Below are 18,083 nucleotides of genomic sequence, written 5' to 3' on the forward strand. Positions count from 1 at the left end.
GAGTGTTCAGCAGGATGGGCACATTTGTCGGGCCTATGGCAGCGGTGCAGGTCAGGGCCCTGGAGGGTGAGGACCGGCCTTGTTGCCGCCCCGGAGGCCGTGCTATCCCTTCGGCGAGAACGAGGACAGCGCCAAGTCGAGCCCGCGTGGACGGAGTTGCGGATGACGGCACCACTTCCCGGCACCACCGAGGTACCCGCGGCGGATGCCGGCTCATCGGAGCTACTGGCGCGACTGCTGTCCGGGCCGACCGGGATCGGGACGAACTCGCTGCGGCCGGCGTCCGCCCCGGCACCGGCCATGGAACCGCCGCCGGTCGCCGCCACCCCCGTGTCCGAGCCGCCCGAGCCGCTGGCGGCGCAGCCGTCGTCGTCGCAGCGTATCGAGGGCCTGTACTGCCCGCCGGCCGTACGGGACGACCGCGCGCTGGCCGATGAGATCAATGACCGGCTGGTGGAGTGGGCCGAGAAGGAGGTGGGCCTCTACCCGGACACCGAGCTGAGGGAAGCGCTCGTCGGCTTTGACGCGGGGCGGTCGGTGGTGCTGTGCCACCCGGACGCGCCCGGCATCGATCACCTCATGGCCGCCGCCCGCCTCCTGATCGGCGAGAACGCCGTGGACGACTACTTCTGTGAAGCGGAGTACGGCGGCAGCGCGGACCGCCGTGGCGCGGCGCTGGCCGTCGCCCAGTCCGCGATCGACCCGGCCCACAACACCCCGCGCTATGAGGCGGATTGGCGGACCGGCATCGACTCCCATCCGGCCCTGCGCTCCATGCGGTCGGCCATGGACTACTTTTACGCCCTGGCCACCCCGGCGCAGGCGCACCGCTACCGGCACGACATCGCCAACCTCTACCTCGGGTACAGCGCCGAGGGCGACTGCATCAGCCGGCACCGCACTCCCGCGGTGTGGGAGTACCTGGTGCAGCGGCAGTTCAACAACTTCCGTCCGTGCCTGACCATCACCGACTCCATCGGCGGCTATGAGCTGCCCGCCCACCTTTTCGCGGAGCCCGCCGTACAGCGTGCCGTCGCCCTGTCCTCCAACGCCTCCACCCTCTGCAATGACCTCTACTCGCTGCGCAAGGAGCAGGCCGGCGACCGCTTCCACTACAGCCTGCCCACCGTGATCGCCGCCGAGGAAGAGTGCTCCATCGAGGACGCCTTCCAGAAGGCGATCGGCGTCCACAACGACATCGTCCATCTCTTTGAGGAGCAGGCCGCCGCGCTCTCCGCCGGCAATCCGCTCGTGGCCCGTTTTATGACCGGGCTGCACAACTGGATGTGCGGCAACCACGAATGGCATGCCGGGAACGTCGGCACCCGCTATGCGACCTCGCCATGACACGAGTTATCAGGCGGGCTGGTCAATTCGGGGTGATCCAGGTCCCCTTGGCGGGATTCCAGTGGATGGCCGCTTTCTGGAATTTCTGGGCCCGGCCGCCCGCCTCGTCCATCTCGTCCGTCAGGGGATAGCCCAGCGCATGCTCATGCCCCGCGTTGTGGAACGCCTGGTAGATCTCGCCATGCACCACATGCGCACCGGCCTGCCGGGACCACAGGAACAGCCCCTGCTCAAAGAACTGGTACCGGCCCCGCGTCCCATCGGGTGCCGGCGCCGCGTCGGCCTCGTCCATGGTCGGAAAACCCCAGGCGCGTTCCGCGTCCGTGGCCCAGAACCTGGTCAGGATGTCGCCGTAGACCGCGAAGGCCGCATCCGGATGCCAGATGATGATCCCGTTCTGGAACTGCTGGAAGCGGCCGCCCAGCATGGAGTCGCGTTCGCCCCGGACCGGCGGGCCCAGCACACCGCCCGGGCCGCCCATGCCGTTGTACTTCGCCCCGATCGAGCCATAGGGCATCAGGTCGTCCAGCCGGTTGTACCGGCGGGGAGTGAAGCCCCGGAGACCGTTGCCCCACACCCGTTCCTCGGCCACATGCCCGTCGTCGTACTCCTCGCGCACCACCGGCTGGGTGTGGGCGTCATCCGCCCACCGGACGAACAGCGCCACATGGTGCCAGCCGCCCGAGTCCCGTAACAGGGCGTCCCCGGGCTGCAGATCGTCCGCCGGGATGTCGGAGGTGACGTTCCACAGACGCAAGGTGTCCAGGGACAGACTCAGATGCCAGGCCATCGACACAAAGCCCGAGCAGTCCGGGCGGTAGCAGCCGAACTGATTGCGGTGGCAGCCGACATTGCTGTACGGCACCTGTTCGGCGACCCAGGACCACGCACGGTCCATCACCTCGCCCCGCCCGATCGGCCCGTCCTCGTCCGAGGCGCTCGCGGCCGGTGCCGAGGCGAGGGTGGCGGCGATGGCCGCCAGCGTCAGCGCCAACGTTCCCAAGGCACGCCGGAATAGCGGCGGTCTCATGGCTGTCCCCTGTTCGGTGAGGGTCAGGACCAGCTCTGGTACTGGCTGTTGTTGCAGGCCCAGGTACGGAATCCCTGGGAGCTGTCGTCGATGCACCGCAGGGTGGCCTGGTTCTGGAAGCGGACGGTGCCGTCGTCCCACACTTTGACCCACCAGCTCTGCTCCCGGGCCGAACTGCAACTCCCCACGGTCCGGAAGCCGTTGTCGGTGTCCTCGATACAGCGGCCGGTATTGACGCTCCTCAGCTGGCGGGTTCCGTCGTCCCAGACGTGAATGGACCACTTCTGCGGGTTGCTGCCATTGCAGCTCCAGGTGCGGAAGCCGTTGTCCGTATCGTCCATGCAGCGGCCCGTGGCCTGGTTCCGGAAGCTCTGGACGGCGTCTTCGGCGCCCGCCGGGGCCGCGGCGACAGCCGGCGCGAGGGCGAGGGAGGCCACGGCAAGGGCCGTGCCGAGCAGGAGTGTTCGGGTGCTGCGCATAGATCCGCTCCATTCCTTCCGGTCCGTCCGGAGGCGTGAGTCGACGGGTGGAAGGTAGCCGTGGCCGGGCGGGGCGGAGCATCCGGAACGATCCGGGGTGACAGCGCACCAGGCGCGGGAAGACGGCCCTGGAGTTCAGCGGCCGGGCAAGGAGGCTTCCTGAAGTACCGTAACCTTGATCAACTTCAGCCACCGAGGAGCCCGCTCATGACCACGTTCGTCCTTGTCCCCGGAGCCTGTCACGGCGCTTGGTGGTTCGAACCGCTGGCCCGTCGGCTGCGCGAACATGGCCACCAGGCCTATCCGTTGACACTGACCGGCATCGGGGCGCGCAAGCATCAGCTGGCTGCCTCCGTCAACCTCGACACCCATATCGACGATGTGGTGAACCTGCTGGAGGACGAGGAGATCACGGACGCGGTGCTGGTCGGCCACAGCTACGCCGGCATGGTGATCACCGGCGCGGCCGACCGGGCACCGGATCGGGTCGAGGGCCTGGTCTATCTCGACGCCTTCCTGCCCTCGGACGGGGACTCCTGCTGGACGCTGACCACGGACGCCCAGCGCGAGTGGTACATCGGCGGTTCCGCGGCGACCGGTTACGGGGTGGAGCCGTTGCCGCTCTTCGGCGAGCGGACCACGCCGCACCCGCTCGCCTCGTTGCTCCAGCGGATCCGGCTGAGCGGTGAGCTGAGTCGCTTCAAGCGCAAGGACTACGTCTACGCCACCGAATGGGGCGGCGCCGAGTCCCCGTTCCGCCCGGCGTACGAACGGGCCTCGCAGGACCCCTCGTTCCGGGTGCACGCCCTGAAGACTCGGCACAATGTGATGCGGGAGGTGCCGGACGAAATCCTGCGCATCCTGCTGGAGGGGTAGAGCGGAACCGGACAAGGGGGGTTGGCGCGTAGCAAAGCCGTGCGGGGCGGCGCCCGGGACGCGGCTGGCGCCGCGCGGCGAACGGATGCTGCGGCCCGGCCCTGGCATGTGGGGCCTTCGTCGCGGAACGGGCCCCGGGAGACGGCAGGATGCGGTGGGTCCGCCGGACTTCCGGCCTCCGTGGTGAAGGGGTGGAAATGAAGCGTTCCTGGTTCCGGGCGTTCCGGGCTCTGGGAAGTGCGGCTCTGGCCTCGGCTCTGCTGGCCTGGCCCGCCGTGCCGTCGGCCTCGGCCCATGGGGGAGACCCCGACCGCCCGACGCTCACCTGCGCGGGCAGCGCCACCATCCGCTTCGAGCCCGGGCTGACGCTGCGGACCAGGCACTCAAGCATCGGCGGCGCGGCGGGCTATCTCTGCTCGGGCACCGACCCCCGGGTCACCTCGGCCCAATCGGTGATCAAGGGCGCCGGGGAGACCAGCTGTCTGTCGGTCTCCAGCACGGCCGTGGAGTGGGTCACCTGGAACACCGGTGAGCACAGCAAAATCCTCTACACCAGGCGGAACCTGGTGCAGCCGGTGGCCGGGGAGACGGTGGCGCTGGTCGAGGGCACCGTGGTGGAAGGGAAGTACCGGGGCAGGCCGGTGGCCTCGCCCGGCCTGCAGGGCACCCTCAATCTGCTGGACTGCGCCTCACACAAGGGAGTTGAGGAGATCAAGGGCCCGACGACACTGCTGTTCCTCTGAGGGCCAGCCGCATCGGCAGCGTCCTGGGCGCCAGCACACTGCGGGCCGCCGGGCGGACCGGGCGGCCCGGCAGCGGCAGCAGCCGCCAGTGGGCCGCGATGGCGGTCAGGGCCACGGTGGTCTCGGTGAGCGCGAAGGACTCGCCGATGCACCGGGTGGGCCCGGCGCCGAAGGGCAGGAACGCGGCCCGGGCCGGCTGGTCCATTGCGCCCGGCAGCCACCGCTCCGGGCGGAAGCGCTCCGGCCCGGGAAACAGGTCGGGCCGGTGATGCAGCACATAGGGGCTGAACACCAGAGTGGCCCCGGCCGGCAGCCGGTGGCCTGCCAGCACGGTCTCCTGGGTGATGGTGCGCGGGATGGCCCAGGCCGGCGGATAGAGGCGGAGGGACTCCTTCACCACCCGGTGGGTGTGTTCCAGAGCCGCCGGGTCGCGCCGGCCGGAGTCCACCTCGGCGTGCAGTTCCGCCTCGGCCCGAGGATGGGCGGCCAGCAGGTGCCAGGTCCAGGACAGCGCCGCCGAGGTGGTTTCGGCACCGGCCAGTACCAGCACGGCGATCTGGTCGGCCAGTTCCTCCTCGCTCAGCCCGCTCTGGGCGTCGTCACGGGCCTCCAGCAGGGCGGACAGCAGATCCGGCCCTTCGGTGGGCCGCCGCCGCGCCTCGGCGATGATCTGCCGGACGTAATGCCGCCACTGGGCCAGCGCCCGCTCGAAGCGGCGGTTGGCGGGGGTGGGCAAGGCGGCGGACAGCGGCAGCAGGGTGCGGGTGTAGGAACCGCGCAGATAGACGTCCAGGCAGCGCCGGAGCGCGGCGGTGGTGGCCGCGTCGGCCCGGGCGGAGAACAGCGTCCGCACCGCCACCGAGACGGTCAGCCCGAACATGGCCGCCACCACGTCGATCACCTGCCCGTGGCGCCAGCGCCCCAGCAGCGCCTCGGCCTCCTCGCGCATCACCACGGCATAGTGGTCCAGCCGTTCCCGGTGGAAGGCCGGCCGCAGCAGCAGACGCTGCCGGCGGTGCTCGGCGTAGGGACAGGTGGCCAGGCCGTTGCCCATATCCGCGCGGACGCGGTCGAAGAGCGGGCCGGTGCGGTCGAAGGTCCGTCCGTCGGCCAGCGCGCGGCGGGCCGCCTCCGGGTGGCAGAGGACAAACACCCGCCGCCCGGGCAGCCGGACTTCAACCAGCTCGCCGTGGACCGGCAGGGAGCGGAGGAAGCGCAGGGGATCCCGGCCGAACCGGGGCAGATGGCCGACCAGCGGCCAGGCCGCCGGTGCGCGGGGAGTCATGGGCGGTGCACCTCTCATGGGGCGATGGCTGCGGTTGTCCATCGGCCTTCCCCGGGCGGGCGGCCGGCAAGCCGGCGGGACCGGCTCCACATGACAGTGGGTGCCCACGATGCGACCATGCGTTCAAGTGCCACTGCCGTAGGAAGGAAGCCGTCATGGCCGGATCTGACCTGGGAAGTCTGCTGGAGCGGCTGCTCGGCGAGAGCGGCGGTCAATCCGGCGGCAGCCTTCTCGGATCCTTGCTGGGCGCGCTGGGCAGCGGCGGCGGGGAATCGCTGGAGGGCCTGATCCAGGAACTCAACGAGGGCGGGCTGGGCGAGCAGACCCGGTCCTGGGTGAGCACCGGCGGCAACCAGCCGGTCGGCGGCCCGGACATCGCCCAGGCCGTGCCGGACCAGGTGCTCAACCATGTGGCACAGCAGTCCGGCCTCTCCCCGGAGCAGACGGCGGACCGCCTCGCCGAGGCGCTGCCCCAGGCCGTGGACAAGCTCACCCCGGCCGGGGAGATCCCGCAGGGGTCGCTGGAGGACATCATCCGGCAGCAGGTCGGGTAGCCACCAGGGCATGGCGGTGCTGATCCCCGCCGAGGAGTGACCGGATGCCCGAAGGGGACACCGTCTGGCGCGCCGCACGGGAGCTGGACCGGGTGCTGACCGGGCAGCGGCTGGTCCACTGCGATCTGAGGGTGCCCGCGCTGGCCACGGTGGACCTCACCGGCCGGGAAGTCACCGGGGTGATCTCGCGCGGCAAGCATCTGCTGATCCGCGTCGAGGGCGGGTTCACCCTGCACTCGCACCTCGGCATGGACGGCTCCTGGCGGATCCGGGCCGCCGGTGAACGCCGGCGAGGCGGGCCGGAGCACCAGCTGCGGGCCGTGCTCGGCACCGCCGCCCACACCGTCCTCGGCTACCGGCTGCCCACCCTGGAACTGCTGCGCACCGCCGAGGAGGACTCCGTGGTCGGCCACCTCGGCCCCGACCCGCTGGGCCCGGACTGGGACCCGGCCGAGGCCACCCGCCGTCTGCTCGCCGAGCCCGGCCGGGCCGTCGGGGAGGCCCTGCTGGACCAGCGCAATCTGGCGGGCGTAGGCAATGTCTACAAGTCGGAGCTGTGCTTCCTGCTGCGGGTGACGCCCTGGCTGCCGGTGGACCGGGTGCCACGGCCGGAACGGATGGCATCGCTCGCCGGGAAGCTGCTGGAAGTGAACAAGGCCCGCACCGCCCGTATCACTACCGCCGACCGGCGGCCCGATCACCATCTGTGGGTGTACGGCCGGGCCGGCCGCCCCTGCCGCCGCTGTGGCACCGCCATCGCGGTGGCAGGCCAGGGACCGCCCGGGTGGGAGCGGCCTGCCTACTGGTGCCCCGGCTGCCAGACGGGCCCGGAGCCGGAGGGCCCGGTGTGACGCCGGAGGGCGTCGGCCCTCTTGGCGAACCGCGAGACGCGGACCGTCCAGGCTCCGGGGGCGGGTCCGTCAGCGGTCGCGGCCGACCGTCAGTGTCCGCAGGCGGTTGAGGGCCGCGGCGACCTCGAAGCGGCGGGGGAGGGCGAAGTCCTCGTCGCGTACCGACAGCAAGGGGCCCACACCGAGGGCGAGTTGGCCGTCCAGCAGATCCAGGGCGGCGGCCAGGGTGCGTCTGCCGTCCAGGTGGCCCTCGCGCACCAGCAGCGCCAGGGCGTGCCCTACGCCCACCACCTGCGGGGAGTCGGCCAGCTGCGCAACGGCCCGCAGGTCCACGGTGTGTTCGCCGAAGACCAGGGCGTCGGTGCCACGGGCGGCGATCCGTACCCGGCCGCGAGCCGTGCCGTTCACCGACGCCGGGTCGGGCCTGCGGTGCGCCACGGCGGGGAAGGCGTCCGCCTCGGGGCGCCGGCCAGTGGGTACCGCGGCCAGTTCTCCGGCCCGGGCGGTCACATCGGAGGGCCGGTAGCCGTCCATCATCAGCACCCGGTCGGCGATCTCCAGATAGTCGCCCGAGCCGCCCATCACCAGCACCGTGGAGACCCCGTGGTCGCGGTGCAGGGAGCGGACCAGGTCCACGAACGGGGTGAGCGGCTCCCGGTCCTTGGCGACCAGCGCCTGCATCCGGGCGTCCCGGATCATCAGGTTGGTGGCCGCGGTGTCCTCGTCGACCAGCAGCACCCGGGCGCCCGCCTCCACCGCCTCCACCATGGAGGCCGCTTGCGAGGTGGAGCCGGAGGCGTTGTCGGTGCGGAAGTCCGCCGTGTCCTGACCGGTGGGCAGGTGGCTGACAAAGGCGTGCAGATCCACCCGCTCGACCCGGCGGCCGTCCTCGGCACGGACCTTCACGGTGTCGGGCCGGGCGGCCACCAACTCCCGTCCGTCGCCCGGCACATGGTCGTGGATTCCGCTCTCCAGCGCGCGCAGCAGCGTGGACTTGCCATGGAAACCACCGCCGACGACCAGGGTGACGCCCTCCGGCACACCCATGCCCGGCACCCGGCCCGCATGCGGCAGTTCCACGGTCAGGCGGAGTTTCTCGGGGGAGCGGAAGGGGACCACGCCCGGTCCGGTGGCCATCCGGTCGTCCACCCCGCTGCGGCGCGGCAGTACGGCGCCGTCGGCCACAAAGGCGACCAGGCCCAGGCCGGGCAGCGCCTCCCGCAAGGCGCAGGAGTCCTCCACGGTGTGGATGAAGCGCTGGAGCGCGGCGGTGTCCAACGCCTGGTGGCGCAGGGCGCGTTCGGCCAGCCGGGGCAGGCGGTGGCACAGCAGCTCCTCGGCGGCGCGGCCGTCCACCCGGCGCCTGGGGCCGGGCAGGGGCGCGTTGAGCCGCAGGGTCACCGAACCGGGGTCGGCCGCGTCCGGTCCGCCGATCTGGCAGGAGGCCCGGTCCAGCACCTCCTGGCCGCCCGCGTCCACCAGGATCCCGGGCCCGGCCTCGGCGGCGGCCCGCCGGGCCAGGAAGCCGGCCAGGGCACGCCGTCGCAGCGGCGTCCGCCACAGCTCGGGCGGGAAGCCGGCGATGGCGGAGGGGATGTGCAGGGCCAGCCGGGCGGGCGGTGCGAAGGGGTCCGCCTGGGCCCGGACCATCTCCAGCTGGTGGCCGGGGGCGGGCCAGCGGCCGGTCAGCGACTTGTAGCGGCTGTACGGTGCGCCGTCCAACCGACGCAGTACGGAGGAGAGTTCGCCGTCCCGGCGGGGGCGGTGGGTCATGCCTGCTCCGTCACGGGCGCGTCGGACAGGCCCAGTTGCAGGTGTTCCACGTGGTACAGCGCCTGGTCGAGGAGTTCGGCGACATGGTTGTCGTAGAGGGTGTAGACCACCGAGCGACCCTTGCGGGTGCCGGTGACCAGGCCCAGATTGCGCAGCAGGCGCAGTTGGTGGGAGCAGGCGGACTGCTCCATGCCGACCTCGACGGCCAGTTCGGTGGCGGGCAGCGGGCCCTCGCGCAGGCGGGCCAGGATCAGCAGCCGGGAAGGCGTGGCCAGGGCCTGGAGCGTGTTGGCCACCCTGGCGGCGTTGGCCGCGTCCAGGCGCATATGCGGGACGGCGTGCTTCGCGGGAGTGGCTCCATGACCCATGCGTTCATGTTACCGGCCGGAATGAATGCATGAATCAATGTTCATGTGTTCCTGTATGGTGTCGGGAGTCGGACCCGTTCCCACCCCGCTCCCACCCGCATGCGAACGAAGGATCACCGCTGCGATGACCTCCACCCTCAGCCGGCCTGCCACGGTGCCCGATGCCGTGCGGGAAGTGGTGACGCCCCGCCGCCGCACCCGGATCTTCACCCTGCCCGAAGCCCGGTGGGCGGCCGCCGCCGTGGGGCTGTTCCTGATCGCGCTGCCGCTGCAGCTGCTCGGCGCCCCGGCCTGGGCCTGGGGCCCGCTGTACGCGCTGGTGTATCTCACCGGCGGCTGGGAGCCCGGCTGGGCGGGCCTGCGGGCGCTGCGGGAGAAGACCCTGGACGTCGACCTGCTGATGGTGGTCGCGGCGATCGGGGCGGCGGCGATCGGGCAGGTGCTGGACGGCGCCCTGCTGATCGTCATCTTCGCCACCTCCGGCGCCCTGGAGGCCATCGCCACCGCCCGCACCGCCGACTCCGTACGCGGGCTGCTCGACCTGGCGCCCGCCACCGCCACCCGCATCGCCGACGACGGTACGGAGACCACCGTCGCCGGCGCCGGGCTGGCGGTCGGGGACGTCATCCTGGTCCGGCCGGGCGAGCGGATCGGCGCCGACGGCCGGGTGCTGGACGGCACCGGAGAGGTGGACCAGGCCACCATCACCGGAGAACCGCTGCCGGTGCTCAAGGAACCCGGTGACGAGGTGTTCGCCGGCACCCTCAATGGCACCGGGGCGCTGCGGGTGAAGGTCGAGCGCGATCCCGCGGACTCGGTGATCGCCCGGATCGTGGCCATGGTCGAGGAAGCCTCCGAGACCAAGGCGCCCACCCAGCTGATCATCGAGAAGGTCGAACAGCGCTACTCGCTGGGCATGGTGGCCGCCACCGTGGCCCTGTTCGTGCTGCCGCTGCTGTTCGGGGCCGCCCTGCGGCCCACCCTGCTGCGGGCGATGACCTTTATGATCGTCGCCTCCCCGTGCGCGGTGGTGCTGGCGACCATGCCACCGCTGCTGTCCGCCATCGCCAACGCCGGCCGGCACGGCGTCCTGGTGAAGTCCGCCGTGGTGATGGAGCGGATCGGCCAGATCGACCGGGTGGCCCTGGACAAGACCGGCACCCTGACCGAGGGCACCCCGCGCGTCACCGGGATCCACCCGCTGCCCGCCGCGGGCCTGGACCAGGACACCCTGCTCACCCTGGCCGCGGCGGCCGAACACCCCAGCGAGCATCCGCTGGGCCGCGCCATCGTGGCCGCGGCCCGCGACCGGGCGCTGCCGGTGCCCACGGTGACCGGTTTCACCGCCACCCCCGGCACCGGGGTCACCGCCACCGTCGACGGCCGGACGGTGACGGTGGGCAGCCCCGCCCGGCTGCCGGGCGGCCGCGAGCTCCCCGTCGCCGGGGTGGTGGCCGGCCTGGAGGACGAGGGCGGCACCGCGGTCCTGGTGCTGCTGGACGGCAGCCCGGCCGGGGTGCTGGGCATCGCCGACCGGCTGCGCGCCGAGGCCGCCGCCACGGTCAGCGCCCTCACCGAACTGACCGGCGCCACCCCGGTGTTGGTCACCGGTGACAACCCGCGCGCCGCCGCCCGGCCGGCCGCCGAGGCAGGCATCGGCGAGGTCCGCGCCGGGCTGCTGCCGCAGGACAAGGTGGCGGCGATCGGCGAACTGGCCGCGGCCGGACACCGGGTGCTGATGGTCGGTGACGGCGTCAATGACGCCCCGGCGCTGGCCGCCGCGCATACCGGCATCGCCATGGGCCGCGCCGGGTCCGACCTCGCCCTGGAGACCGCCGACGCCGTCATCGTCCGCGATGAACTCACCACCGTGCCCGCCCTGGTGGCCCTCTCCCGGCGGGCCCGCCGGCTGGTGGTGCAGAACCTGGTGATCGCCTCGGTGTTCATCACCACCCTGGTCGTCTGGGACCTCGCCGGGGAACTCCCGCTGCCGCTCGGGGTGGCCGGACACGAGGGCTCCAGGGTGATCGTGGGCCTCAACGGGCTGCGGATGCTGGCCGATTCGGCCTGGCGGCGGGCGCGCGGCGACGCGGCGGGGTGAGGCACGGCACGGGCAGCGGCCGGTCCGGGGACACCCCCACGGCCGGCTCCTCCGGTGAGGTGCTCCCCGGCGCCGGCGCCGCCGACCGTACCCGCGGCCCGCCAGGGACGGCGTTACCCCGGACGCCGACTGGCCGGGTGAACCGGCCCGGCAACCGGTGTCCCCGCCGGTCACCGGAGGAAGGGATCGGGCGCCGAACGCCATACCGCCGTACCGGGAGGAATGCCGTGGACATGCCGCAGGTGACCGTCTGCCAGGTCACCGAATGCGCCTACAACCAGGACAGCAACTGTCACGCCCTGGCCATCACCGTCGGAGACTCCCGGCACGCCCACTGTGACACCTTCTTCAGCTACCCCGGCAAGGGCGGGGACGCCTCGGCCGTCGGCCGGGTGGGCGCGTGCAAGATGTCCGGCTGCCGCTACAACATGGACCTGGAGTGCCAGGCGCCCGGCATCACGGTGGGGACGGTGTGGGAGACAGCGGACTGCCTGACCTACACCTCCCGTTAGGCCGTGCAACGGGACCGGACGGTTCCCGGACCGCCCCCAGGGGCCGTGGTCCGTCATCCGCAAAGGTCCTTGGGAGGAGAGCGCGAGACGGTAGAAAGGGAGGCATGGCCAATCGTGCGCGCCCCGTCCAAGGAACGGACGATGTCGATGCGGTGACCCATGCGGTGCTCACCGCTTCACGACTGCTGGTGGCGGTCTCCGCGCGTTCGCTCGCCGCAGTCGAGGACAAGGTGACCCTGCCGCAGTTCCGGCTGCTGGTCGTCCTGTCGACCCATGGCGCCGTCAATCTGGTGACGGTGGCGGAGCTACTGGGCGTCAACCCCTCCACCGCGATGCGCATGATCGACCGGCTGATCGCCGCCGGACTGGTCTCCCGGCAGGTCAACGCCGACAACCGCCGGGAGACCGTACTGCGGCTCACCCCGGACGGCAGCCGGCTGGTCGGGGAGGTCACCTCCCGGCGCCGCGAGGAGATCACCGGGATCGTGGGGCGCCTGCTGCCGGCCCAACGGCAGGCCCTGGTCGAGGCGTTGACGGCCTTCGCGGAGGCGGGCGGTGAGCCCGCCGCCGAGGGACTGGGGCTCTACCCGCTGGGCTGGGTGGCTCCCGCCGCCTCATAACGAGGACCTGGCTCCGCGTTCCCGGCCGGATGGTCCCGCTGGACCAGGGAGAGCAGAAAGGCGAGATCGGACGGGGCATGGGCCAGCAACTCGGCCCCGGCGCCGGCTTTCAGCCGGTCGGCGATCGCCGCGATACGCGCCTGCCGCCCGGCGACGGCCCGCCGCCAGCGGGTGTGCTGCGCCGCGGTGGCGTACCAGTACCTCCCACGGTGGCCATGAGTGACGAGCCCGGGCTGGAAGGCGCCGCCCAGCAACTGCCGCCAGCCGGTGTCCGAGAGCAGTACCAAGGTGCCCTCCCGGCGCATCCGGTCCACCAACCGGGCCAGTGCGGCCTGGGTTTCCGGCAGGTCGTACACGGTGCGGTAGACCTCGCGGTCATAGCCGGCGGCCCAGAACACCTCCAGGACCAGATCGAAACGCCGCAGCGGATGTTCCCTGGATTCGAGTACCGCGCAGACGATGTCGCGGTCGAGGAGCATCGTCACCCAACCCGCCTCCTCCCGGCGCCTCCGAACACCTTGAGACGAGAAAGATTTGCACAGTCCAAAGATGATCGGGGGAGGTCCATCCGCCAAGAAGCGGTAAAGTCTGACGCCCCGTCGTCCCCGACAAGGAGGCAGCAGTGTCCGCCCCGCCGACCTACCAGGACGTCCTCGACGCCGCCGGCCGCATCGCACCGCACGCCCACCGCACCCCCGTACTGCACTCCCGGCTGATCGACGCCGAGCTGGGTGCCCAAGTACTGTTCAAATGCGAGAACTTCCAGCGCATGGGTGCCTTCAAGTTCCGTGGCGCCTACAACGCGCTCTGCCGGCTCTCCGCCGCACAGCGCCGTGCCGGAGTGGTCGCCTACTCCTCCGGAAACCATGCCCAGGCCGTGGCACTGGCCGCCCAGCTCCTGGACATTCCCGCCACCATCGTGATGCCCCATGACGCCCCCGCCGCCAAGGTCGCGGCCACCAGGGGCTATGGCGGGCACATCATCAGTTACGACCGCTACACCGAGGACCGGGAGGAGATCGCCCGGACGCTGACCGCCGAACGGGGACTGGCCCTGATCCCGCCCTTCGACCACCCCCATGTGATCGCCGGGCAGGGCACGGCCGCCAAGGAACTCTTCGAGGAGGCAGGCGAACTGGACGCCCTCTTCGTCCCGCTCGGCGGCGGCGGACTGCTCTCCGGAACCGCCCTGGCCGCCGGGGCACTGGCACCGCGCTGCACGCTCTATGGCGTCGAGCCGGAGGCGGGCGACGACGGACGGAGATCCCTCCGCGAGGGACGCATCGTGCGCATAGACATCCCCCGGACCATCGCCGACGGAGCACAGACCGAGCATCTGGGCACCCTGCCCTTCACCCTGCTGCGCCGGGCCGCCCCCGAGATCCTCACCGCCACCGACGCCCAACTCATCGAGGCCATGCGGATGTTCTTCACCCTGATGAAGATCGTGGTGGAGCCCACCGGATGCCTGGGCCTGGCCGCGCTGCGCACCATGGCCGGGCAACTGCGCGGCCGGCGGGTGGGCGTCCTGGTCAGCGGCGGCAATATCGACCCCGCCCGCTTCGCCGCCCTGACGGCCCGGTGACCGGACGGCGGGCGGACCGGGGCGGTCAGCGGCCGCGCCGGGCGTACTCCCGGTAGAGCACCCGGAGCGCGGTGAGCACCGGCGGCCGTGCCGAACCGCCCAGCAGCGCAACGTCCTTGGCCTGAGCCGCGTCGGCGGTACGCACCTCCAGCTCGATCACCGCCCGGACGAACGCCCGGTTGGCCGGCGGAGCCAGGCGGACCAGCGGCCGGGCGGCCAGCAGATCACCGCGCGCCTGCTCCAGCAGAGTCCGCAGCAGGGACCGGACGCCGGCCGTGTCCCGGCCCCGCTCCAGGTCCTCCCGGCTGACGCCATGCCGGGCCAGCGTGGTCACCGGCAGGGTGAGCCGGCCCGAACCCAGGTCCTCGGCCAGGTCGTTGACGAAGTCCAGGCGCTGACTGCCGTCGATATAGGCCCGGCACAGCTGACGGGCGGCCAGGGGGTCGGCGTCCGGCGCCAGCAGCAGGGAGGCGATCAGCATAAAGGCGGGCAGCGAGTAGGCGTCCACATAGCGCTGGTAGTCCGCCTCATCGGGAAAACCGGTGAACTCCCGGTCCAGGGACGCCCCGGTGAGGAAGTCCTCGATAGGGCCGCGCAGCGCGGGATGCACGGAGAGGGTGTGCAGCAGCGGCCGGAGCTCCGGGTCGGTGGTGTCACCGGTGGCCAGCGCGGCGCGGACCTCCTTCTCCCAGCGCGCCCAGGAGACCCCCTCGTCCTCGGCCCGGTCCAGCAGGGTGTCGGTGCGGTGCATAAACGCGGTGGCGGCGATGACATGCGGGACCAGGGCGGCGGGCAGCAGCAGCCGCACGGCGGCGTAGGCGTGCCGCCGGTAGGCGGCGACCAGATCGCGTTGGCGGGTGTAGTCCGCCCGCAGTGACGGGTGGCCGATGCCCGCCAGAGTGAGGGTCCGGTCCCAGTTGTGCATATGGTTCTCCAGCGGACGGCGATGAGCGGAGGCGAGCCTACCGCCTCCGGCGCCGGGGTGTCCCGTCGCGGCAAGTCGGGGCGCACGGCGGCAGGTTGGCGCCCGCCCCGGGCAAGGCCGCCTGTCTCAGCTGCCGAAGGTCCGGAACGAGGGCGTGCGCACCCGGACCCCCGCGTGCCTCAGATCGTCCATGGCCGCTTCCAGGTTGCGCAGGTGCGCGGCGAGCGCGGCGGCCTCGGCGCTCCCCGGGCGGGCCCGGAGGGCGAGTCCGGTCACCGAGTGCTGGGGGTGTGCCATGGGGCCGGTCCAGGGCGGGCTGAAGCTCCAGGGCACGGGGCCCGTTCGACTGTGGGCCGACATCCAGCCGTCGATCCGGGCGTCCACCCAGCCATGGAGCTTCCAGAACACCGGGTTGACATGGGAGGAGTAGAAGTCGGCGAGCCAGTCGTAGCCGGGATCGTCCCAGCGGGGATCGACGGCGAAGGGGTCGCCGTCCGGGCGGTAGGCGGGCAGTCGGGCCGCCCAGCGCAGATGCATCCGGTTGTGAATGGTGAATTCGATACTCGCCCCGAGCCGGCCCAGTGACATGGTGCGCAGCGCCGACGGATCCGTGAAGTCGCCCTGCCACCGCATGATTTGGGCGTATGACGCCGCGCTCTTGGCGCTGTCGATGGCACCGGTGGTGTCCGGGTCTCCGGGCACCTCGAAGGCCGGCGGAACCGGATACCCGGTGTCGCCGGGCGCCGGGATGACCCGCCAGCCCCGCACCCGCGGATACCGGGGATCGGCCAGCCGGGCAAGGATCGCATTGACCCCGGCGATCATCTGCCGGTGCATATAGAGGAAGTCCTCGCCCGAGCCGTTGTCGAGCTCGGGCCGCGGCGCATCCCCGCCCGTCAGGGCCGGGCGGGGCGGATCCCAGCCGTGGTCGCGGAACACCTGCCGCCGGCCGGGCGAGAGGCCGGCCCACTCATTGCGCGAGATGTGCCACAGCATGTGGTGCATGCGCATCGCACGGGCGGCCATGGCGTCGATCACGGGCCGGGGCAGAGAGGTCATGGTGGGCTCCTCATGGTTGGCGCCTCGGATCCCATGCTCTCCGGCCCGCCGCCGGGTCAGTGGACTTGTGCTCCTTCGCACCCTTGCCAGGGACCCAACGACCCGGCGCGGAGCGGCCGGTAGCCGCGCCGGCGTGGCGCGGCGGGCGCGTCCCGTCGCGGAGCTGCCACACTGACGGCCCCTCAGCCGAGGTTCAGGGTCCGCGCCGCCAGGGCGGGCGGCACCGGCGCCGCATAGTCCGGCTCCGGCCCTGGCTCAGGCATCTCCAGGAGGAGGGATTCCTGGCCAGGGCCGGGCTCTTGATCCCGGTGCGTCTTGCATGGGCCGCCGCCGGTGGCCATCCCGCACCGGCCTCGCCGCGTCGGGCGGCCGCACTGGAGGTCCGCCCGGCATCATGCCGGATCCGTTCGGTGCCGCGAACAGCGCCGCTTGGCCACCGCCCGTCGGGCTCACTCAGACTGCCGCCTGATAGGCGCGGACCTCCGTGAGGATCGCCCCGTAGGCTCCTCCGTCGGGATCGCCATGGAACTGCACGACGTCATGCCCTTCGGCGCTGAACTGGTACGTCACCTCGTGCCAGTAGTTCTGTTTGCCGGGCTGGTCGACGAGATCGGCGAGCGCGCCGAGGTTGTAGGTGACACGGGTGGCGGGGTTTCCGTTGACCTGGATCCAGAACAGCGCGTCCTTGTTGTACATCCCGCCCGTGTTGTGGCCGGCTCGAAGCTTGACCGTGACGCGGTGGCCCGGAGTGGTGAGCAACTCCTGCTGGATTTCGCCGACTTGGCTGCCGTTGAGGTTCACGGCCTGGGACAGGTTGCCGGTCTTGGCGAAGTCGGCACTGAAGATGTCGATGTTGTCGACGGTGACAGCCCAGCCGTCGAAGCTGGGGTTGCTGGAGATGGTGAGGTAGTCGCCGGTGACATGTGGGCCGAGGAAGCGCGCGTCGACCACATGCAGCTCCTGGCCCAGGCCGGTGTAGTACGCGTTGGGCTGGGCCGGGGGACTGGTGGAGAGATCGACGATGGTGCCGGTTGGAGACATGACGTTCTCCCTTTTATCGCAAACCAGCCGAATAGCCAGTTTTGCGCGTTAATGCCAGTAAGCGGCAGGTCGCCCATGTCCGGTAGGGGGGATCTGGCCAATTCGACTGCGTGGCAAGGGGCTTATCGCGCCGTGGGAGGCGCACCCTGCCGCACGGGGTGGCACTGCTCACTGCTGTCGCGTCCGATTGGAGCGTATCGGGCGAGGCGGTGGCGCCCGCGTCCCGACTCAAGGCGCGCACGGCTGTCCGGCCCGGCCCACAGTAGGCGCAATACTTGCCGTATCGGCAAAATTTGCCCGATGCCCGTATGGCACCCGCAGACGAGCCCCGCACGACCGGTCAGCCCGGACTCCGTGAGCGCAAGAAGCGGCAGACCCGGGTCGCGCTGAGCCAGGCGGCGATCCGGCTGTGCGTCCTGCATGGCTGGGCCGATGTGACCATTGAGCAGATCGCCGCCGAGGCCAATGTCTCCGTCCGCACCTTTCGTAACTACTTCGCGGGCAAGGCCGAGGCGATCGCCGCCGGCCACCTGGAGCGGATGCTCCAGGTGGCCGACGACCTGCTCGAGCGTCCGGCCGGCGAACCGCTGTGGGACTCGCTGCGCCACGCTGTCCTGGGCCAGTTCGTACCGCCGGAGGGCTCCGCGCCGCAGAACGAGCGCTGGCGCGAGGGGGTGCGGCTGATGCTGGCCGAACCCGCGCTGGCCGGTGAGATCGTCAAGGCCAACGCGGCCGCCCAGCAAGTGCTGGCCAAGGCCGTTGCGCGGCGCACCGGCACCGACGCCGAGCGTGACATCTACCCGAGGCTGGTCGCGGCTGGCAGTGCGGTGGCCGTCGAGCACAGCCTGCGCGCCGACGAATCCATGCCGCTCGGCGCGGTCCTGGCTCAGGTCTTTGAGTAACTCGCCGCCGGCCTGCCCGTTCCGTAACGACG

Annotated in this window: 19 protein-coding genes; 10 read left to right on the forward strand and 9 right to left on the reverse strand. The window is 71.6% G+C overall.

The annotated features are described in order from the left end of the window. Positions 1-162: 162 nt before the first annotated feature. Positions 163-1,347 (forward strand): family 2 encapsulin nanocompartment cargo protein terpene cyclase, encoded by a 1,185-nt coding sequence (locus ACIHFE_RS31160; RefSeq protein ID WP_400111922.1) that lies wholly within the window; start codon positions 163-165, stop codon positions 1,345-1,347. Positions 1,348-1,369: 22 nt separating this feature from the next. Here the strand turns inward: ACIHFE_RS31160 and ACIHFE_RS31165 are convergent, their stop codons facing one another. Next, complete coding sequence (locus ACIHFE_RS31165; RefSeq protein WP_400111924.1) at positions 1,370-2,377, reverse strand: hypothetical protein; 1,008 nt, start codon at positions 2,375-2,377, stop codon at positions 1,370-1,372. A gap of 23 nt (positions 2,378-2,400) precedes the next feature. Then, entirely contained in the window at positions 2,401-2,856 is a 456-nt protein-coding gene (locus ACIHFE_RS31170) for an RICIN domain-containing protein (protein ID WP_400111926.1), read from the reverse strand. Positions 2,857-3,063: 207 nt separating this feature from the next. Between ACIHFE_RS31170 and ACIHFE_RS31175 the strand changes: the two genes are divergently transcribed. Then, a complete protein-coding gene (locus tag ACIHFE_RS31175; RefSeq protein ID WP_400111928.1) occupies positions 3,064-3,732 on the forward strand; it encodes an alpha/beta fold hydrolase in 669 nt (222 codons plus the stop codon). Positions 3,733-3,929: 197 nt separating this feature from the next. Next, complete coding sequence (locus ACIHFE_RS31180; protein WP_400111930.1) at positions 3,930-4,475, forward strand: hypothetical protein; 546 nt, start codon at positions 3,930-3,932, stop codon at positions 4,473-4,475. Here ACIHFE_RS31180 and ACIHFE_RS31185 read toward each other — a convergent pair. After that, positions 4,444-5,760: a cytochrome P450 gene (locus ACIHFE_RS31185; RefSeq protein WP_400111932.1), complete on the reverse strand. Its 1,317-nt coding sequence runs from the start codon at positions 5,758-5,760 to the stop codon at positions 4,444-4,446. The genes ACIHFE_RS31180 and ACIHFE_RS31185 overlap by 32 nt on opposite strands. A 155-nt stretch (positions 5,761-5,915) precedes the next feature. Between ACIHFE_RS31185 and ACIHFE_RS31190 the strand changes: the two genes are divergently transcribed. Both ACIHFE_RS31190 and ACIHFE_RS31195 read left to right on the forward strand, forming a co-directional pair. Continuing rightward, a complete protein-coding gene (locus tag ACIHFE_RS31190) occupies positions 5,916-6,314 on the forward strand; it encodes a YidB family protein (RefSeq protein ID WP_400111934.1) in 399 nt (132 codons plus the stop codon). Positions 6,315-6,358: 44 nt separating this feature from the next. Then, positions 6,359-7,165, forward strand: coding sequence for a DNA-formamidopyrimidine glycosylase family protein (locus tag ACIHFE_RS31195; RefSeq protein ID WP_400111936.1), 807 nt, complete (start codon positions 6,359-6,361; stop codon positions 7,163-7,165). Between the two features lie 69 nt (positions 7,166-7,234). On the opposite strand, the gene ACIHFE_RS31200 is transcribed toward ACIHFE_RS31195, so the two are convergent. Continuing rightward, complete coding sequence (locus ACIHFE_RS31200; RefSeq protein WP_400111938.1) at positions 7,235-8,938, reverse strand: ABC-ATPase domain-containing protein; 1,704 nt, start codon at positions 8,936-8,938, stop codon at positions 7,235-7,237. Further along, positions 8,935-9,306: an ArsR/SmtB family transcription factor gene (locus ACIHFE_RS31205; protein ID WP_400111939.1), complete on the reverse strand. Its 372-nt coding sequence runs from the start codon at positions 9,304-9,306 to the stop codon at positions 8,935-8,937. The genes ACIHFE_RS31200 and ACIHFE_RS31205 overlap by 4 nt, the downstream gene beginning before the upstream one ends. A 124-nt stretch (positions 9,307-9,430) precedes the next feature. On the opposite strand from ACIHFE_RS31205, the gene ACIHFE_RS31210 reads away from it, so the two are divergent. The 3 genes from ACIHFE_RS31210 to ACIHFE_RS31220 all read left to right on the forward strand — a co-directional run bounded on the left by ACIHFE_RS31210 (position 9,431) and on the right by ACIHFE_RS31220 (position 12,539). Beyond that, the gene (locus tag ACIHFE_RS31210; RefSeq protein WP_400111941.1) at positions 9,431-11,407 is read left to right on the forward strand and encodes a heavy metal translocating P-type ATPase; all 1,977 of its coding nucleotides are present in this window, start codon (positions 9,431-9,433) and stop codon (positions 11,405-11,407) included. 233 nt (positions 11,408-11,640) lie between these two features. Beyond that, positions 11,641-11,919: a DUF1540 domain-containing protein gene (locus ACIHFE_RS31215; protein ID WP_400112018.1), complete on the forward strand. Its 279-nt coding sequence runs from the start codon at positions 11,641-11,643 to the stop codon at positions 11,917-11,919. Between the two features lie 104 nt (positions 11,920-12,023). After that, the gene (locus ACIHFE_RS31220; RefSeq protein ID WP_400111943.1) at positions 12,024-12,539 is read left to right on the forward strand and encodes a MarR family winged helix-turn-helix transcriptional regulator; all 516 of its coding nucleotides are present in this window, start codon (positions 12,024-12,026) and stop codon (positions 12,537-12,539) included. Here the strand turns inward: ACIHFE_RS31220 and ACIHFE_RS31225 are convergent. Then, positions 12,503-13,024, reverse strand: coding sequence for a hypothetical protein (locus tag ACIHFE_RS31225; protein WP_400111945.1), 522 nt, complete (start codon positions 13,022-13,024; stop codon positions 12,503-12,505). The two genes, ACIHFE_RS31220 and ACIHFE_RS31225, sit on opposite strands and share 37 nt — an antisense overlap. Before the next feature lie 137 nt (positions 13,025-13,161). On the opposite strand from ACIHFE_RS31225, the gene ACIHFE_RS31230 reads away from it, so the two are divergent. Continuing rightward, positions 13,162-14,124 (forward strand): threo-3-hydroxy-L-aspartate ammonia-lyase, encoded by a 963-nt coding sequence (locus ACIHFE_RS31230; RefSeq protein ID WP_400111946.1) that lies wholly within the window; start codon positions 13,162-13,164, stop codon positions 14,122-14,124. A gap of 25 nt (positions 14,125-14,149) precedes the next feature. Here ACIHFE_RS31230 and ACIHFE_RS31235 read toward each other — a convergent pair whose 3' ends face one another. The 3 genes from ACIHFE_RS31235 to ACIHFE_RS31245 form a co-directional block, all read right to left on the reverse strand. Continuing rightward, complete coding sequence (locus ACIHFE_RS31235; RefSeq protein ID WP_400111948.1) at positions 14,150-15,049, reverse strand: phytoene/squalene synthase family protein; 900 nt, start codon at positions 15,047-15,049, stop codon at positions 14,150-14,152. A gap of 126 nt (positions 15,050-15,175) precedes the next feature. After that, on the reverse strand, positions 15,176-16,108 hold the full coding sequence (locus ACIHFE_RS31240) for a hypothetical protein (RefSeq protein WP_400111950.1): 933 nt from the start codon (positions 16,106-16,108) through the stop codon (positions 15,176-15,178). A 453-nt stretch (positions 16,109-16,561) separates the two neighbouring features. Further along, entirely contained in the window at positions 16,562-17,149 is a 588-nt protein-coding gene (locus ACIHFE_RS31245; protein WP_400111952.1) for a hypothetical protein, read from the reverse strand. Between the two features lie 308 nt (positions 17,150-17,457). Between ACIHFE_RS31245 and ACIHFE_RS31250 the strand changes: the two genes are divergently transcribed. Then, on the forward strand, positions 17,458-18,051 hold the full coding sequence (locus tag ACIHFE_RS31250; RefSeq protein ID WP_400111954.1) for a TetR family transcriptional regulator: 594 nt from the start codon (positions 17,458-17,460) through the stop codon (positions 18,049-18,051). The last annotated feature ends 32 nt before the right edge of the window (positions 18,052-18,083 follow it).

This window comes from Streptomyces sp. NPDC052396, from assembly GCF_044593195.1.
In the GTDB taxonomy this organism is placed as follows: domain Bacteria; phylum Actinomycetota; class Actinomycetes; order Streptomycetales; family Streptomycetaceae; genus Streptomyces.

Bases quoted from the DNA above. Each gene is read 5' to 3' on its own strand.
- ACIHFE_RS31250 (WP_400111954.1), top strand. From the start codon at position 17,458: ATGGCACCCGCAGACGAGCCCCGCACGACCGGTCAGCCCGGACTCCGT.
- ACIHFE_RS31195 (WP_400111936.1), top strand. From the start codon at position 6,359: ATGCCCGAAGGGGACACCGTCTGGCGCGCCGCACGGGAGCTGGACCGG.
- ACIHFE_RS31165 (WP_400111924.1), bottom strand. From the start codon at position 2,377: ATGAGACCGCCGCTATTCCGGCGTGCCTTGGGAACGTTGGCGCTGACG.
- ACIHFE_RS31245 (WP_400111952.1), bottom strand. From the start codon at position 17,149: ATGTCTCCAACCGGCACCATCGTCGATCTCTCCACCAGTCCCCCGGCC.
- ACIHFE_RS31185 (WP_400111932.1), bottom strand. From the start codon at position 5,760: ATGACTCCCCGCGCACCGGCGGCCTGGCCGCTGGTCGGCCATCTGCCC.
- ACIHFE_RS31175 (WP_400111928.1), top strand. From the start codon at position 3,064: ATGACCACGTTCGTCCTTGTCCCCGGAGCCTGTCACGGCGCTTGGTGG.
- ACIHFE_RS31190 (WP_400111934.1), top strand. From the start codon at position 5,916: ATGGCCGGATCTGACCTGGGAAGTCTGCTGGAGCGGCTGCTCGGCGAG.
- ACIHFE_RS31240 (WP_400111950.1), bottom strand. From the start codon at position 16,108: ATGACCTCTCTGCCCCGGCCCGTGATCGACGCCATGGCCGCCCGTGCG.
- ACIHFE_RS31160 (WP_400111922.1), top strand. From the start codon at position 163: ATGACGGCACCACTTCCCGGCACCACCGAGGTACCCGCGGCGGATGCC.
- ACIHFE_RS31170 (WP_400111926.1), bottom strand. From the start codon at position 2,856: ATGCGCAGCACCCGAACACTCCTGCTCGGCACGGCCCTTGCCGTGGCC.
- ACIHFE_RS31220 (WP_400111943.1), top strand. From the start codon at position 12,024: ATGGCCAATCGTGCGCGCCCCGTCCAAGGAACGGACGATGTCGATGCG.
- ACIHFE_RS31180 (WP_400111930.1), top strand. From the start codon at position 3,930: ATGAAGCGTTCCTGGTTCCGGGCGTTCCGGGCTCTGGGAAGTGCGGCT.
- ACIHFE_RS31200 (WP_400111938.1), bottom strand. From the start codon at position 8,938: ATGACCCACCGCCCCCGCCGGGACGGCGAACTCTCCTCCGTACTGCGT.
- ACIHFE_RS31205 (WP_400111939.1), bottom strand. From the start codon at position 9,306: ATGGGTCATGGAGCCACTCCCGCGAAGCACGCCGTCCCGCATATGCGC.
- ACIHFE_RS31210 (WP_400111941.1), top strand. From the start codon at position 9,431: ATGACCTCCACCCTCAGCCGGCCTGCCACGGTGCCCGATGCCGTGCGG.
- ACIHFE_RS31215 (WP_400112018.1), top strand. From the start codon at position 11,641: ATGCCGCAGGTGACCGTCTGCCAGGTCACCGAATGCGCCTACAACCAG.
- ACIHFE_RS31235 (WP_400111948.1), bottom strand. From the start codon at position 15,049: ATGCACAACTGGGACCGGACCCTCACTCTGGCGGGCATCGGCCACCCG.